Here is a 14,443-nt window from a genome sequence, read left to right on the forward strand (position 1 = left end):
CAGAGCAGAGCAGAGCAGAGCAGAGCAGAGCAGAGCAGAGCAGAGCAGAGCAGAGCAGAGCAGAGCAGAGCAGAGCATCGGCCACTGTGGAATAGGAAGAGTGGGTTGGTGGCAGATTTCAGCGCAGATGGTGGGGGGAGGTGACGCCACACCAATGAACCTGATCTACATCTCTCTAGCGGGGCAGATAGCAAGAAGGGAGCCTGAGGCTCCCTTCTTTGTTAGCGGTAATGTGATGGCTGTTGGCTAGAACCAGAAGCCGATGATAAAGGAGCCCGCCAGCGTCAGCATCACGTTGGCCACCGCATAGGTACCGGCATATCCGAGCGCCGGAATGGAGCTGTTGGCTGCCTCGTTGACCACATCCATCGCCGGGGCACAAGTACGGGCACCTGTGATGGCACCGAGCAACAGCGCCGGGTTCATTTTGAGCACCCAGACCCCGAACAGATAGCCTACCAGCACCGGCAAGGTGGTCACCAGCATGCCGGAGAAGAGCACTACCGTACCTACCTCGCTGAGGTGGTCGAGGATGCCGCCACCGGCTTTCAGTCCCGTGCTCACCATAAAGACCGCCAGACCGAGATCCTTGGCCAATCTGAGCGCGCCGGGCGGCACATAGCCGACCGTCGGGTGGTTGGCCCGCAGGTAACCCATCAGAATGCCTGCCAGCAGCAGGCCGACGGCGTTGCCGAGGCCAAACTCGATCTGACCGAACACCAGCGAAACGGAGCCGATCAGCAGGCCCAGCACGAAGAAGGTGGTGAAAGCCACCAGATCTGTGGTCTGGCTGTGGATGCTGATAAAGCCGATCTTGTTGGCCAGCAGTTTGACCCGCTGTTTCTCGCCACTGATCTGCAGCACGTCGCCTTTTTGCAGCATGATGTTGCGATCGAACGGCATCTCGATCTGGGAGCGTACCACCCGGTTGAGGAAGCACCCTTTTTCGGTGAGGTTGAGCTCCACCAGATGGCGGCCTACCACGGAGTCATTCTTTACCACTATCTCTTCGGTGACGATCTGTAGGTCAAGCAGGTTGCGGTCGAACACCTCTTTACCGTTGCGGTAGTTTACATCCAGCTTTTCGTGGCTCTCGGGATAGCCCACTAGGGCGATCTCATCCCCTTCCTGAATGACGGCATCGCCATCGGGACTGGCCAGAATGCCGTTGCGGCGGATCCGCTCTACATAGCAACCGGTATGGGGATAGATGCCGGTCTCTCGCAGGGTACGACCACCTATCCATGCCGCCAGCTCGGGGCCGACCCGATAGGCGCGGATGATGGGTAGATAGGTCTTGCGACTGTCGCTGTCGGAGAGACCCCGCTCACGGGCGATTTTTTGCGCTTCGGTATTGAGATCGAGTCGTGCCAGTGACGGGAGATAGCGCACCACCAGCATCAGACCAACCAGACCCACCAGATAGGTCAGGGCGTAGCCGATGCCCATGTTATCGAGTACCGCCTGCATATCGGTTTGATGGGGCAGGTTGAGCAGACCACTGCGCAGGGCATCCTGTGCACCCACCAGCGCCGGGGTCGATGTGAGGGAACCCGCCAGGATCCCCGCCGCCATGCCTGGCCCCAGATTGAAGAACTTGGCCAGCCCCACTGTCAGCAGCAGAGCTGTCAGCAAGATCACCAGAGTCAGGGTGATGTAGTGGATGCCATCGCGCAGGAAGACGCTGAAGAAGTGGGGGCCAGCCTCAATCCCCACACAGAAGATGAAGAGCATAAAGCCGACGTTTTCTGTGGTGGCAGTAAACTCGAAGCCCATCTGGCCAAACAGCAGGGCGGTAAACAGCACACCTATGGTGTTGCCAATCTGGAAGTTGCCAATCCGCACTTTGCCAAGCAGCAGGCCGAAGGCCAATACCACGAAGAGCAGCAGGGAGTCGCTTTGATGTAGCAGTGTCACGAAATCTATGGTCATGCCCGGAAAAACCGAGGAAAAAAGTGGGGTCGATATTGTGCCGGATCTATCCCCAATAAAGAAGCGCAAGGGTGCGATTAATCGGACGTTATCGGACGCTATCTGTGGAGCCGGCGGCGTGATAGGGAGACAAGTGGAAGAAATCTGGCAATTTTTGCTGTAACCGTCGTTGTCAATTAGTGAAATCTGCTGCCCGCGACCGAAGTGCTCTGGCGCAGGCCGATATTTTAGATTCTGCTGTCCGGCCGCTTGGCGGGGATCAGTTTCAGCAGATTCAACCGATGGCCACCATGGTTGGCTGAGGGGCAAATCAGCTTGATATTTACCCGTTCTCCCACGGGGCATGGGTTGGCAAAAAGATGCCTCTGAAAAGTGCCAATAGAGCCTGTCACCCCGCTGTTCCTGAGGGGGCAAAAAAACAGCATAAAATCAGGTTAGCCAGCAAAATGACTCTTTGCCGGGGGCCATCAAGGGCAATCCCGCGTCCTGACAGGGCTTGCTGCACTTACCCACAGATTCTGTGGATAACCCTGTTTATGAAACTTGTTCATCGCCCTGAAAGCCGCGCCAGTACTGGGATGCAAGGGCTGTTCAAAAAATACCGGAAGAAAAATGTTTGTATAAAAATCAAATAGTTAGATGCGACAGGAGAAAACTCTGTCGAGCCGGGACGGGTAACAAAAGGGAGCGTCAGCAGCAAGAAGGATCTTGTGCATTAAAATTGGCAGAGGAGGGCACTAAAGTGGATAACTTGCACCGAGATGGTGAGGAATTGGCTCCCCCGACTGGACTTGAACCAGTGACATACGGATTAACAGTCCGCCGTTCTACCGACTGAACTACGGGGGAACATCAGGCAAGGAGGAGCATCATACAGAAGGTGTCCGAGGTGGTCAAGCCATTCGCGGGATGATGGCACGGGTGTACCGCTGCCAGCCCCTCGGTTACACTGCTCTCCTGCTGTTTTGTGTCGGGAGTGTTCATGAGCAAATTGTTCAAGTTAGCCAGCCAGTTTCAACCCGCCGGGGATCAGCCCACGGCGATTGCCCAACTGCTGAATGGCATCGAGTCAGGGCTGGCCCATCAGACCCTGCTCGGGGTGACCGGTTCGGGCAAGACCTTCACCATGGCCAACGTCATCGCCACCCTGAACCGCCCGACCATGATCCTGGCTCCCAACAAGACCCTGGCCGCCCAGCTCTATGGTGAGATGAAGGAGTTCTTCCCCGACAACGCGGTGGAGTATTTCGTCTCCTACTACGACTATTACCAGCCCGAAGCCTATGTGCCGACCACCGACACCTTTATAGAGAAGGATGCCTCGATCAACGATCACATCGAGCAGATGCGATTGTCGGCCACCAAGGCGCTGCTGGAGCGGCGCGACGTGGTGATTGTCGCCTCGGTGTCGGCCATCTATGGTCTGGGGGATCCCCAAGCTTATCTGAGCATGATGCTGCATCTCAAAGTGGGGGATGTGATCAACCAGCGGGATATCCTGCGCCGTCTCGCCGAGCTGCAGTACACCCGCAACGACATGGCGTTTCAACGCGGTACTTTCCGGGTGCGGGGGGAGGTGATAGACATCTACCCCGCCGAATCGGACAAGCTGGCCCTGCGGGTAGAACTCTTTGATGAAGAGGTGGAGCGCCTCTCCCAGTTTGATCCCCTGACCGGCGCCATCGAGCAGACGGTAGTGCGCTACACCATCTATCCCAAGACCCACTACGCTACCCCGCGTGAGACCATCCTGGGGGCCATCGAGCATATCAAAGAGGAGCTGCGAAGCCGCCGCGAGCAACTGTTGTCCCTCAACAAGCTGGTTGAAGAGCAGCGCATCAGCCAGCGTACCCAGTTCGACATGGAGATGATGCAGGAGCTGGGTTACTGCTCCGGCATAGAGAACTACAGCCGCTACCTCTCTGGCCGTGCGCCGGGGGAGCCGCCGCCCACCCTGTTTGACTACCTACCGGGGGATGGCCTGCTCATCATCGACGAGTCCCACGTCACGGTGCCGCAGATTGGCGCCATGTTCAAAGGGGACCGCTCCCGCAAGGAGACACTGGTGGAGTACGGCTTCCGGCTCCCCTCGGCGCTCGACAACCGGCCGCTCAAGTTCGACGAATTTGAAGCGCTGATGCCGCAGACGGTGTTTGTCTCGGCGACTCCCGGCCCCTACGAGCTGGAGAAGTCCGGCGGCGATGTGGTGCAGCAGGTGGTGCGCCCAACCGGCTTGCTCGATCCGGAGATCGAGGTGCGTCCGGTGACTACTCAGGTGGACGATCTGCTCTCCGAGATCCGCAAACGGGTTGCGGTGGAGGAGCGGGTGCTGGTCACAACCCTGACCAAGCGGATGGCGGAAGACTTGACCGAGTATCTGGCGGAGCACGACGTCAAGGTGCGCTACCTCCACTCCGATATCGACACGGTCGAACGGGTGGAGATCATCCGCGATCTGCGCCTCGGCAAGTTCGATGTACTGGTGGGCATCAACCTGCTGCGGGAAGGTCTCGACATGCCGGAGGTGTCGCTGGTGGCGATTCTGGATGCGGATAAAGAGGGCTTCCTGCGCTCGACCCGCTCGCTGATCCAGACCATCGGCCGGGCGGCGCGTAACCTCAACGGCAAGGTCATTCTCTACGGCGATACCATCACCAACTCGATGAAGGTAGCCATTGAGGAGACCGAGCGGCGCCGCGCCTTGCAGCATGCCCATAACCTCAAGCATGGCATCACCCCCAAAGGGCTCAACAAATCCATTGGCGATGTGATGGACATGGGGGGCAGCCGCACGGCAGGCAAACCAGGCAAGGGGATGCGCAAGGCAGCCGAGCCGCAAGGGGAATACCATGTCCGCTCAGCCAGCGAGATTGCCAAAGAGATCAAGCGGATGGAGGAGCAGATGTTCCAACATGCCCGGGATCTGGAGTTCGAACAGGCGGCGGCACTACGGGATCAGATCCAGCAGTTGCGCAGCGAGTTGATCGAGTCATGAGCCGCAAACGCTGGCTTGTCTGGCAACGACTTCGTCGTCTCTATCAGGGCTTTCGCCATCCTTGTACCCCCTGGTGGGCGAGGGGCCTGGTGATCCTTATCCTGCTCTATGGTATCAGTCCGGTGGATCTTATCCCTGACGTGGTGCCCTTGCTGGGGTGGTTCGATGATGTGACCCTGCTGCTGGTGTTGCTATGGGGCTGGGAGCGTTGTTTGCCCCCCGCAGTGCGCAGCGAGCTGGAACAGGTCTCCTAGTTCACCTTTTCAACACGGCGCTCGGCATCTCTCTTTGTGCTCCCACCCTCGCAGGAAGCGGAAAAGCGGTTTCATTTGAAGGTGGGCACTGCGGGATGAAAAAGAGGCTAGCCCGGTGATTGTCGCCCGGATGGCATTGGCGTAGACTCCACGCCGTTCACTTTATGGGTATGGAAAAAATGGATCTGATCCTCTTTGCAATCGACTTTATTCTGCACGTTGACGTGCATTTGAAAGAGCTGTTCGAGAACTATGGCGTCTGGGTTTACGCCATCCTGTTTCTCATCATCTTCTGTGAAACCGGGTTGGTAGTGACGCCGTTCCTGCCGGGTGACTCCCTGCTGTTTGCCGCCGGTGCGCTTACCGTGGGCAGCGTGCTGGACGTCCATACCCTGGCGGCCGTGCTGATCATCGCTGCCGTGTTGGGCAACGTGGTCAACTACACCATTGGTCACTTCTTCGGCGAGCAGCTGTTCCGCAACCCGGACTCCAAAATCTTCCGACGGGATTATCTGGAGAAGACCCACGCCTTCTATGCCAAGCATGGCGGCAAGACCATCATCATCACCCGCTTCCTGCCCATCGTGCGTACCTTTGCGCCGTTCGTGGCAGGGATGGGGGCCATGACCTATCCGCGCTTCCTGGCGTTCAACCTGGTTGGCGGCCTGCTGTGGGTACTCTCCTTCGTCTATGCCGGTCACTTCTTTGGCAATCTGCCGGTGGTGCGTCACAACTTTACCCTGCTGATCTTCGGCATCATCGGTATCTCCCTGTTGCCCATGGTAATCGGCGCGGTCAAGGCCAAGATGAGTACAGTCAAGGCATAACCAGAAATACGGTCAACCAGAACGAGAAGGGGGAGCCATTATGGCTCCCCCCTTTTTATCTCCACACGGGCATGACACTCAGTTGCAGCAGCGCCCTTTCACCAGATTGCCGATGGCCACCACGGTGAAGACCAACAGGTAAGCGGCAAAGATGACAACCAGCCACTGGGGCATGGAGTAACCGAGGAACTGCCAGGTGATCTGGGCACAATCCCCTTCCGGCATAAAGAGCCAGGGGAGCCACTGATCGAGCGGAGCCCAGCTCGGGAAGTCGGCAAACGGGCTGCAGACGTTGAACGGGGAGGGGTTAACCTGATAGTCCACATGCTTGAGGGCCAGCTGGAAGCCGCGGAAGGCACTGTAGCCCCACAGCAACATGGCACTCCAGCGAACATACCACTTATCCGGCGCCACCATGCCGAGCAGACCTGCGGCCAGCACACCCAGGGTCGCCAACCGTTCGTAAACACACATCACGCACGGGGAGAGGCCCAGCACATGCTGGAAGAAGAGGGCGCACAACTCGAGGAACAGGGCTGATGCTGCCAACAGGCCCCAGGCCAGCCGATGGGCGGCAATACGGCGGAGAAACTCGATCATCTCATTGATCTCTCAGAAAAAACAGTGGCTGAATTAGAGCAGAGCGGAACCGAAAAGAAAAGGGCCCTGAAAGGGCCCTCGGAAACCGTCGCAATGGATTAATGCAGCGCCGGCTGTATCGCTGGCAGCGCACTCTCCATCACCAGCCATCCATGCTGATAGAACCACTCGGTGGCAGGACCAAGCAGCAATTCGACAGAGAAAAAGCCGATCAGCCCCAGCACCAATGTGTAGGGCAGCGCCATCCAGACCATGCGGCCATAGGAGAGACGCAGCAGCGGCGCCAATGCCGAGGTGAGCATAAACAGGAAGGCGGCCTGACCATTGGGGGTGGCGACCGACGGCAGGTTGGTACCTGTGTTGATGGCTACCGCCAGCAGATCGAACTGGGCGCGGTCGATGGCACCATTGAGCATGGCCGTCTTCACCTCATTGATGTAGACGGTGCCGACAAAGACGTTGTCACTGACCATGGAGAGCACCCCGTTGGCCAGATAGAAGAGGGCCAGCTGGTTCTCCGGTTTGGCTGCCAGTACCAGCTGGATCACCGGCTTGAACAGCTGCTGATCGATGATGACGGCGACCACGCTGAAGAAGACCGCCAGCAGGGCGGTGAAGGGGAGTGCCTCCTGGAAGGCTTTACCCAGCGAGTGCTCCTCGGTGATCCCGGTCAGGGAGGTGGCCAGCACGATGACCGAGAGGCCAATCAGACCAACGGCTGCCAGGTGCATGGCCAGACCGACGATCAGCCAGACCGCAATCAATGCCTGAACGATCAGCTTGGCCTTGTCTTGCGGGCTGCGTTTTGCCTCTTCGTAGCGGTTGTACTCCTCCATGATGGCGCGCACTGTGCCCGGCAAGCGGGCGCCATAGCCAAACCAGCGGAACTGTTCCACTAGCACGCAGGTCAGCAGACCGCAGATAAAGACGGGGACGGTGACGGGGGACATGCGAATGGCAAATTCGGCGAAGTTCCAGCTGGCTTGCTCGCCGATGATGAGGTTTTGCGGCTCACCCACCAGGGTGCAGACACCACCCAGCGCGGTGCCGATGGCGGCATGCATCATCAGGCTGCGCAGGAAAGCGCGAAAATCATCGAGATCCTGGCGATTGAGCTCGGCGACTTCCTTATCATCGGTATGGTCATGGCTGTGACCAAACTCCTTGCCGGACGAGACCTTGTGATAAATGGCGTAAAAGCCGGTGGCGACGCTGATCACCACGGCAATGACCGTCAGTGCATCGAGAAAAGCTGACAGGAAGGCTGAGACCAGACAGAAGGAGAGGGAGAGCAGGATCTTGGAGCGTACGCCGATCAGCAGCTTGGTGAAGACATAAAGCAGCAGCTGCTTCATGAAATAGATGCCTGCCACCATGAACACCAGCAACAGCAGCACTTCGATATTGGCGACCAGCTCGTGCTTGACCTGATCGGCGGAGGTCATGCCGATCAACACGGCTTCGATCGCTAGCAGACCACCCGGTTGCAGAGGGTAGCACTTGAGGGCCATGGCCAGGGTGAAGATAAACTCAACAACCAGTAACCAGCCCGCAATGAAAGGATCAAGGTGGAAGGCGATCGGATTGATCACCAGAAATAGCAAGATGGCGCTTTTATACCACTGTGGTGCATTGCCCAAGAAGTTCTTGGCGAATGCCTGCCCTAGGCTTATTGGCATGATAATGGGTCTCAACTTTGTTGTTAGGATCTGCTTCTATGCAGTCAAGGATGATTCGACCTGTGCCTCCGGATGTTGGCCTTTATCTGTCTGATTCCTCGTGATTTTAATCAAAAAGCGTGACGATTATAAATGATAGCCGATGGATCTCTGCCCATCTGTCTGTTTTATAACCACCTTGTCGGGGTTGGCTGGCTCCCTCGTGGCGATTAGATACATATTCCCAACACTATATTTGCCATATGTGAGCAGAGGACTGACCTTATGCTTGCCAGCCATCATCGCTTTGATATCATTCGTCAGCCTTTTTACGCATTACAACAGAGTCAATTCATGGTTATAAAAGCGCAGAGCCCAGCTGGGTTTGCCGAGGAATACATCATCGAGTCCATCTGGAACAATCGCTTTCCTCCCGGATCTATTCTGCCCGCCGAGCGTGAATTATCCGAGTTGATCGGGGTGACGCGGACTACCTTGCGCGAAGTGCTGCAGCGACTGGCCCGTGATGGCTGGTTGACCATACAGCATGGCAAGCCGACCAAGGTGAACAATTTCTGGGAAACCTCCGGCCTCAATATTCTGGAGACGTTGGCCCGTCTGGATCAGGACAAGGTACCTGATCTGATAGCTCAGCTGCTCTCCGCCCGTACTCACATCTGCACCATCTTTATCCGCGGGGCGATCCGTCACAATCCGGAGCAGGCCGCCGAGATCCTGCGTGGCGCAGATGGGGTCGAGAACAACGCCCAAGCTTATGCCGAGTTCGATTATCGCCTGCACCACCAGCTGGCGTTTGCTTCCGGCAATCCGATCTACGCCCTGATCCTGAACGGTTTCAAAGGATTGTACAGCCGGGTCGGCAGCTACTACTTCTCCGACAAGCAGGCCCGCGAGACCGCAGACGCCTACTACAAGACCCTGCTCAATCTGGCGGAGACCAAGAACCACGAAGCCGTGTTCATGACGGTGCGTCAGTACGGTATCGAGTCCGGCAAGCTGTGGACCCGCCTGCGTCAGGACATGCCAAGCGATCTTTGCGATAACTGATCCCTTGCCTGTGCTGTCCAAGAAACGCGCCATCCGGCGCGTTTTTTTATTCTGCCGTGTTTGTGTCTATCCTTTATTTGCGGTGGTAATTGCTTGAACTGCATGGATATTTGGCCAAAAATCTTGATCCAGCGCAAATGAACCCTGCATTTATCACTTTGGTGGCATAGGACCCAACCGCTGATTGAGGTCAAATGGAGGCATCAAGAGCGGAGCCAATATCCGCCAGAAGGAACACACCTTTCACCGGATGAAGGACACAACAATGAGTCTTCTTGAACACACCATCTGGACAGTACTGGGATACGGGGCCATGCCCTTTATCTTTCTGAGCGGATTCGTGGCGGTGGCAGTGACCTGTTGCATGCTGCTGAACGCGTTCGGGGTACAGTCCGCCGAGAAGTGAGTCGCTTCTCATGCCGCCAAATGCCAGTCTTCGGACTGGCATTTGTTTTTTGTGTTTTTTAAAGCACTTATCCCGGCAGGGAAGGGGAAATCTTTGGTCCGGATGGTCGAACCTGCCGCCGATTTTGATTACACTGGCGCCCGTATTTCCCACTCACCCTTCTCTTATCAGGTGTTCAAGGTTTTCTATGGCTCTCAAGGCAACCGTATTCAAGGCCCAGATCAGTTTGTCTGATATGGATCGCAATCTGTATCAGGACTTCTCCCTCACGCTGGCGCGCCACCCCTCCGAAACCGATGAGCGGATGATGATCCGGCTGGCGGCCTTTGCCTGGCACGCCGCCGAGCGACTGGAATTCACCAAGGGATTGAGCGCCGATGATGAACCCGAGCTCTGGTGCAAGAACTACTCGGACGAAATAGAGCTCTGGATCGAGCTGGGCCAACCCGATGAAAAACGGCTCAAAAAAGCCTGCAACCGCGCCCGTCAGGTGGTGCTCTACCTCTACGGCGGTCGTGGCACCAGCGTCTGGTGGAAGCAGAACCAGGGCAAGCTTAGCCAGCATGACAACCTCAGCATCATCGAACTCTCCGACAGCCAGACTCTGCCGCTCACCGCCATGGTCGAGCGCACCATGCAGCTCACCTGTACTATCTCAGATGGTCAGCTCTGGGTCAGTAACGGCGCACTGGAAGTGACGCTGGATCCGGTGGTGCTGATGGGCAAACCGGCCCGCGAACTGTAACGGACGCCGCCCATGTTCAGCGCCTTGCTCAATATCGTCATTCCGGTGTTCGGTGTGGTCGGGCTCGGCGCCCTCTACGGGCGATTGCGACCGGGGGCTGCGCTCGGTTACGTCAATCGAGCCAATATCGAGCTGTTTACCCCGGCGCTGGTCTTCTCCGCGCTGGTCAAGTATCCGCTGGCACTGGCGGAGCATATGCCGCTGATTGCGGCGGGGGCGCTGGTTATTCTGTTACCCGGTCTGCTGCTCGCGCTGCTCAAACTCAAAGGGATTGAGCGGGCAGCCCTGATCTTGCCCGCCATGTTCCGAAATACCGGCAATCTCGGTATCCCCTTGATGGTGCTGGCGTTTGGCGAGCAGCAACTGGGGGCCATCGTGATCCTCTTTGTGCTCTCCAATCTGCTGCACTTTTCGGTCGGCATGTTTATCCTTTCGGCAAATACCTCCCGCTGGCTGTGGCTGCGCAGCCCGGTACTGTGGGCCGCGCTGGCCGGTTTGCTGGTGGCCAACCTGCACATTACGCTGCCGGAATATGTGGTCACTACGGCCTCGCTACTCGGCCAGATCTCGGTGCCCCTGATGCTCTTTGCGCTGGGTATTCGCCTGATGGAGGGAGAGCTCGATCACCTGGGCCTCGCGCTCAAGTGCAACCTGCTCTATCTGCTGGCGGGGGGATTGTCGCTACTGCTGGCGATCTGGCTGTTGCCCCTCAAGACGGAGTGGGTCCCGCTGTTGATGTTGTCGGTTTCCTTGCCCCCTGCGGTCTTGAATTACATGCTCTGCGAGCAGTATCACTGTCAGCCGGACAAGGTGGCCAGTATCGTGCTCGGCGGCAATGCCCTCTCTGTGCTGGTGATCCCGCTGGCGGTCTGGTTGGCACTTCATCTGCCCGGCTAAGCCAGATTGCATCGCTGCGGCGGTGCGACTCACTGGTCTATTGCTTGATCGAACCGAGTCGCAGTAGTTAGCATCTCATCCATGCGATTTCTGTCCAACATTGCCTCCGTGATACATCTGTCGTCCCCTTATCCGGCCCCCGGCCCCCGAGCCCCGGGCCTAACGGCGACAGCTATAGTTGAAACAGAGCTGACTGACACTGTTTAACCAATGCCAGTGAGGGAAACCGGATGAGCACAAGTGAGCAATCTGATCCTGTGGGGCAGGCAAAATCGCGCTATGACCCGGCATTGCCTACCGGTTATGACTGGCGCAGACACCGCCGTTTTATTCTCAGTGGCGGTGGTTACAAGGCAGAATGCAGCCGTCGTAACTGGTTTCTGGAGTTGCTCAACCCGGTGCCCTATGTGGTGGTGCGCGACATAGCCATCGGAGGCATCGGTATTCTGGGGGCCATACGGTTGAAGGAGGGGGATGAGCTGGTGATTGCCATTCCCTCTGGCGAGAAACTGCGCGGTCTGGTCGTGAGATCCCAGCCAGACCCACTCTTTCCCAAACTCTATCGCACCGGTATTCGTCTGCATCGATATCCGACGGCCGAGCTGTTTGCCCGCTGGCAAAGTTACATTCAGCCGCAAGATAAAGCGGATTTCGACCATGAGTGCCAAGTCTTGAAACAGGTACGTGGCGCGTGAGCCAAATGCCATTTCAGTGGTTGTTTTCCCCACAGTCAGCATGATTTGTCGATGGACTTTGCGGATCAGCAGGCTTGGCTGTTCCGAGTGGTTTATCTTGCTGCATGTGTTTTCATCTTTATGTTTTTATTGAATTTTATCTGTACCTCTGAAGTCGCGGAGGATGCAGATCATTTTCCCTTTTCGTGATCCCCCCCGAAGTAGTTCCCCCTGATATCCCTTAGTATCTGGCCAGCATGACTCCCTTTAGGGGGAAGATAACAAGAACAAAAAGGAATGATGGATGAGATCCGTGAGCAACCAGTGTCTGTTGATGCAGATCCAGCCGACCATCTTGCGCTTTGCCAAGATGCTGGCGAGTGTGCTGCAGCTTGAGGTCGAGATTGTGGATGCCGATATGGTTCGGGTGGCTGGCACCGGGCCCTATGGCAAGTTCTTCGGACGTCAGCTGGAGGGGGATTCCCGCCTGCTGCGCTATGTGATTGATAATCAGCGGGAGAAGATCGTTACCCACACCAGCGATGATCCCGTGTGTGACGGCTGTACCTGCAAGGAGAGCTGCCGTGAGCGCGCCTTCCTCGGGGTGCCCATCATGGTGGACGAGCGCTGCATAGGGGTGATCAGTCTGGTGGCCTTCAGCGACGAGCAGCAGGCGCGCCTCAACAACAATCTGCAGGATGTGTGCGACTATGTGCGCCACATCTCCACTATCTTTGTGGCCAAGTTGCTCGATTCACGCGGGCTGTCGGACGGGGTCAACAAGGTGTTCCTCAATCTGATGACCAATATGGATCAGGGTTGCCTGCTGCTCGATGACAAGAGTCAACTGCTCTACGCCAACGAGGCGGCACTCCATCATCTGGGTTGCCAGCAGGAACAGCTGCAGGGGCGCGAAGTGGGGATCCGCCCGCTCACCTTCTCCCAGCAGGGGCTGAGTGGTCATCTTCAGCACATCATCACTTTTGAAGGTCGTCAGGAGCTGATCATCGGCCAGCTACATCATGTGCAGGGCCAGCAGCTCTTTCTGATGGCGTTTCACCAGTCCCACTCCGGTCAGGTTCAGGAGCCGGATCCGGATGTGCGGATCGATCAGCTGATCGGCGAGAGCAAGCCGATGCGCACCCTCAAACGACTGCTGCACCGCATCGCCCAGAGTCCCTCCAGCGTGCTGATTTGTGGCGAGAGCGGCACCGGTAAAGAAGTGGTGGCCCGCGCCGTCCATCGCCTCAGTCCGCGTCAGGACAAGCCTTTTATTGCCATCAACTGTGCCGCCATTCCCGAACAACTGCTGGAGAGCGAGCTGTTTGGCTATGTGAAGGGCTCCTTTACTGGCGCCTCCAGCGGCGGCAAGCAGGGCCTTATTCAGGCGGCCCATCAGGGCACCCTGTTCCTCGACGAGATTGGCGACATGCCGCTCACCATGCAGGCCAAGCTGCTGCGAGTGCTGGAGCTGCGGGAGGTGACCCCCATCGGTGCCAGCCGACCGGTGCCGGTGGATATCCGCATCATCGCCGCCACTCACCAGCATCTCGATCAATACATCGCCGAAGGGAAGTTTCGCGAGGATCTCTACTACCGCATCAACGTCATCCCCCTCAACCTGCCGCCACTGCGGGAGCGGGAAGGGGACGTGGAGCTGCTGACCCACTACTTCCTCAACCTGCACACCAGCCGCATCGGCATCGTCTATCCCGGTCTGGCACCCGAGGTGATGGCGCTGCTCAAGGGGTATCGCTGGCCGGGCAACGTGCGCGAGCTCAGCAACCTCATCGAATATCTGGTCAACGTCAGCCAGGCGGGCGAGGTGATTGACGCCAGCCTGCTGCCCCCCAACATCATCCGCAATCAGGAGCCCCATCACGTCTCCGCCCAGTCGATCCCGGTGACCAATCTGGATGCGGCGTTCAATGTGCCTGCCACAGCGCCGCTCGCCGCCACGCCGGAGAAACTGCCTGAACCCGTCCCTGGTGAGAGCGGCCTTGAGAGCATGGAGAAACAGATGATAGAAGAGACCCTGCAGCGGCTCGGCAACAAGAAACTGGCCGCACAGGCGCTGGGGATTGGGATTGCTACCCTCTATCGCAAGATAAAGAAGTACGAGATTGCCGTGCAGAGCTGAGGCGCTGGCGACATCTATCCGGCCCGTGTCGTTTATCAGACGACACGGGTTTTTTTATGGGAACAAGGTTCTGCGCCATTGCCGAATTGTGCTGAACGGAGTGGCGGGGCAGGGGAGTGGCGGCATGGCAGAATGCAAAAAGCCCGCTCGATTAGCGGGCTTTTTTAATCTGGTGCGTCCTAGTGGATTCGAACCACCGACCCCCACCATGTCAAGGTGATGCTCTAACCAGCTGAGCTAAGGACGC

The 14,443-nt window shown here is 57.4% G+C and carries 12 protein-coding genes and 2 tRNA genes; 9 read left to right on the forward strand and 5 right to left on the reverse strand.

Going from position 1 to position 14,443, the window contains the following annotated elements; all coding sequences use genetic code 11:
- Positions 1-246 precede the first annotated feature (246 nt).
- Together G5332_RS20110 and G5332_RS20115 are read right to left on the reverse strand one after the other, a co-directional pair.
- On the reverse strand, positions 247-1,932 hold the full coding sequence (locus G5332_RS20110; RefSeq protein WP_069555802.1) for an aspartate:alanine antiporter: 1,686 nt from the start codon (positions 1,930-1,932) through the stop codon (positions 247-249).
- A gap of 773 nt (positions 1,933-2,705) precedes the next feature.
- Positions 2,706-2,781: transfer RNA gene (locus tag G5332_RS20115), tRNA-Asn, on the reverse strand.
- A 133-nt stretch (positions 2,782-2,914) separates the two neighbouring features.
- Here G5332_RS20115 and uvrB point away from each other — a divergent pair.
- The 3 genes from uvrB to G5332_RS20130 all read left to right on the forward strand — a co-directional run bounded on the left by uvrB (position 2,915) and on the right by G5332_RS20130 (position 6,008).
- The gene (gene uvrB, locus G5332_RS20120) at positions 2,915-4,927 is read left to right on the forward strand and encodes an excinuclease ABC subunit UvrB (protein ID WP_421223924.1); all 2,013 of its coding nucleotides are present in this window, start codon (positions 2,915-2,917) and stop codon (positions 4,925-4,927) included.
- Positions 4,924-5,181 carry a YkvA family protein gene (locus tag G5332_RS20125; protein ID WP_421173075.1) on the forward strand — a complete coding sequence of 86 codons (258 nt, stop codon included), beginning with the start codon at positions 4,924-4,926 and terminating at the stop codon, positions 5,179-5,181. Before uvrB ends, G5332_RS20125 begins: the two co-directional genes overlap by 4 nt.
- Before the next feature lie 179 nt (positions 5,182-5,360).
- Complete coding sequence (locus G5332_RS20130) at positions 5,361-6,008, forward strand: DedA family protein (protein ID WP_184233993.1); 648 nt, start codon at positions 5,361-5,363, stop codon at positions 6,006-6,008.
- Between the two features lie 78 nt (positions 6,009-6,086).
- Here G5332_RS20130 and dsbB read toward each other — a convergent pair whose 3' ends face one another.
- Both dsbB and nhaB read right to left on the reverse strand, forming a co-directional pair.
- Positions 6,087-6,608 carry a disulfide bond formation protein DsbB gene (gene dsbB / locus G5332_RS20135; protein WP_139429851.1) on the reverse strand — a complete coding sequence of 174 codons (522 nt, stop codon included), beginning with the start codon at positions 6,606-6,608 and terminating at the stop codon, positions 6,087-6,089.
- A 98-nt stretch (positions 6,609-6,706) separates the two neighbouring features.
- Positions 6,707-8,287, reverse strand: a complete 1,581-nt coding sequence (gene nhaB, locus G5332_RS20140) for a Na(+)/H(+) antiporter NhaB (protein ID WP_421249969.1) — start codon at positions 8,285-8,287, stop codon at positions 6,707-6,709.
- 333 nt (positions 8,288-8,620) lie between these two features.
- On the opposite strand from nhaB, the gene fadR reads away from it, so the two are divergent.
- From fadR to G5332_RS20170, 6 genes are all read left to right on the forward strand, one after another.
- A complete protein-coding gene (fadR, locus tag G5332_RS20145) occupies positions 8,621-9,334 on the forward strand; it encodes a fatty acid metabolism transcriptional regulator FadR (RefSeq protein WP_026034983.1) in 714 nt (237 codons plus the stop codon).
- Positions 9,335-9,599: 265 nt separating this feature from the next.
- A complete protein-coding gene (locus G5332_RS20150; RefSeq protein ID WP_005345965.1) occupies positions 9,600-9,740 on the forward strand; it encodes a TIGR02808 family protein in 141 nt (46 codons plus the stop codon).
- A 187-nt stretch (positions 9,741-9,927) separates the two neighbouring features.
- Positions 9,928-10,485 (forward strand): YaeQ family protein, encoded by a 558-nt coding sequence (locus G5332_RS20155; RefSeq protein WP_005336887.1) that lies wholly within the window; start codon positions 9,928-9,930, stop codon positions 10,483-10,485.
- Between the two features lie 12 nt (positions 10,486-10,497).
- On the forward strand, positions 10,498-11,382 hold the full coding sequence (locus G5332_RS20160) for an AEC family transporter (protein WP_204477197.1): 885 nt from the start codon (positions 10,498-10,500) through the stop codon (positions 11,380-11,382).
- Between the two features lie 230 nt (positions 11,383-11,612).
- On the forward strand, positions 11,613-12,077 hold the full coding sequence (locus tag G5332_RS20165) for a hypothetical protein (protein ID WP_076491525.1): 465 nt from the start codon (positions 11,613-11,615) through the stop codon (positions 12,075-12,077).
- Between the two features lie 283 nt (positions 12,078-12,360).
- Positions 12,361-14,196: a sigma 54-interacting transcriptional regulator gene (locus G5332_RS20170; RefSeq protein ID WP_227096458.1), complete on the forward strand. Its 1,836-nt coding sequence runs from the start codon at positions 12,361-12,363 to the stop codon at positions 14,194-14,196.
- Between the two features lie 170 nt (positions 14,197-14,366).
- Here the strand turns inward: G5332_RS20170 and G5332_RS20175 are convergent.
- A tRNA-Val gene (locus G5332_RS20175) sits at positions 14,367-14,443 on the reverse strand.

It is taken from the genome of Aeromonas sp. 603757 (assembly GCF_049171255.1).
Taxonomy (GTDB): Bacteria; Pseudomonadota; Gammaproteobacteria; order Enterobacterales; family Aeromonadaceae; genus Aeromonas; species Aeromonas veronii_A.

What these genes read in the sequence shown, in the direction of transcription:
- G5332_RS20110 (WP_069555802.1), bottom strand. Translation starts at nt 1,932, where the DNA reads ATGACCATAGATTTCGTGACACTGCTACATCAAAGCGACTCCCTGCTG.
- uvrB (WP_421223924.1), top strand. Translation starts at nt 2,915, where the DNA reads ATGAGCAAATTGTTCAAGTTAGCCAGCCAGTTTCAACCCGCCGGGGAT.
- G5332_RS20125 (WP_421173075.1), top strand. Translation starts at nt 4,924, where the DNA reads ATGAGCCGCAAACGCTGGCTTGTCTGGCAACGACTTCGTCGTCTCTAT.
- G5332_RS20130 (WP_184233993.1), top strand. Translation starts at nt 5,361, where the DNA reads ATGGATCTGATCCTCTTTGCAATCGACTTTATTCTGCACGTTGACGTG.
- dsbB (WP_139429851.1), bottom strand. Translation starts at nt 6,608, where the DNA reads ATGATCGAGTTTCTCCGCCGTATTGCCGCCCATCGGCTGGCCTGGGGC.
- nhaB (WP_421249969.1), bottom strand. Translation starts at nt 8,287, where the DNA reads ATGCCAATAAGCCTAGGGCAGGCATTCGCCAAGAACTTCTTGGGCAAT.
- fadR (WP_026034983.1), top strand. Translation starts at nt 8,621, where the DNA reads ATGGTTATAAAAGCGCAGAGCCCAGCTGGGTTTGCCGAGGAATACATC.
- G5332_RS20150 (WP_005345965.1), top strand. Translation starts at nt 9,600, where the DNA reads ATGAGTCTTCTTGAACACACCATCTGGACAGTACTGGGATACGGGGCC.
- G5332_RS20155 (WP_005336887.1), top strand. Translation starts at nt 9,928, where the DNA reads ATGGCTCTCAAGGCAACCGTATTCAAGGCCCAGATCAGTTTGTCTGAT.
- G5332_RS20160 (WP_204477197.1), top strand. Translation starts at nt 10,498, where the DNA reads ATGTTCAGCGCCTTGCTCAATATCGTCATTCCGGTGTTCGGTGTGGTC.
- G5332_RS20165 (WP_076491525.1), top strand. Translation starts at nt 11,613, where the DNA reads ATGAGCACAAGTGAGCAATCTGATCCTGTGGGGCAGGCAAAATCGCGC.
- G5332_RS20170 (WP_227096458.1), top strand. Translation starts at nt 12,361, where the DNA reads ATGAGATCCGTGAGCAACCAGTGTCTGTTGATGCAGATCCAGCCGACC.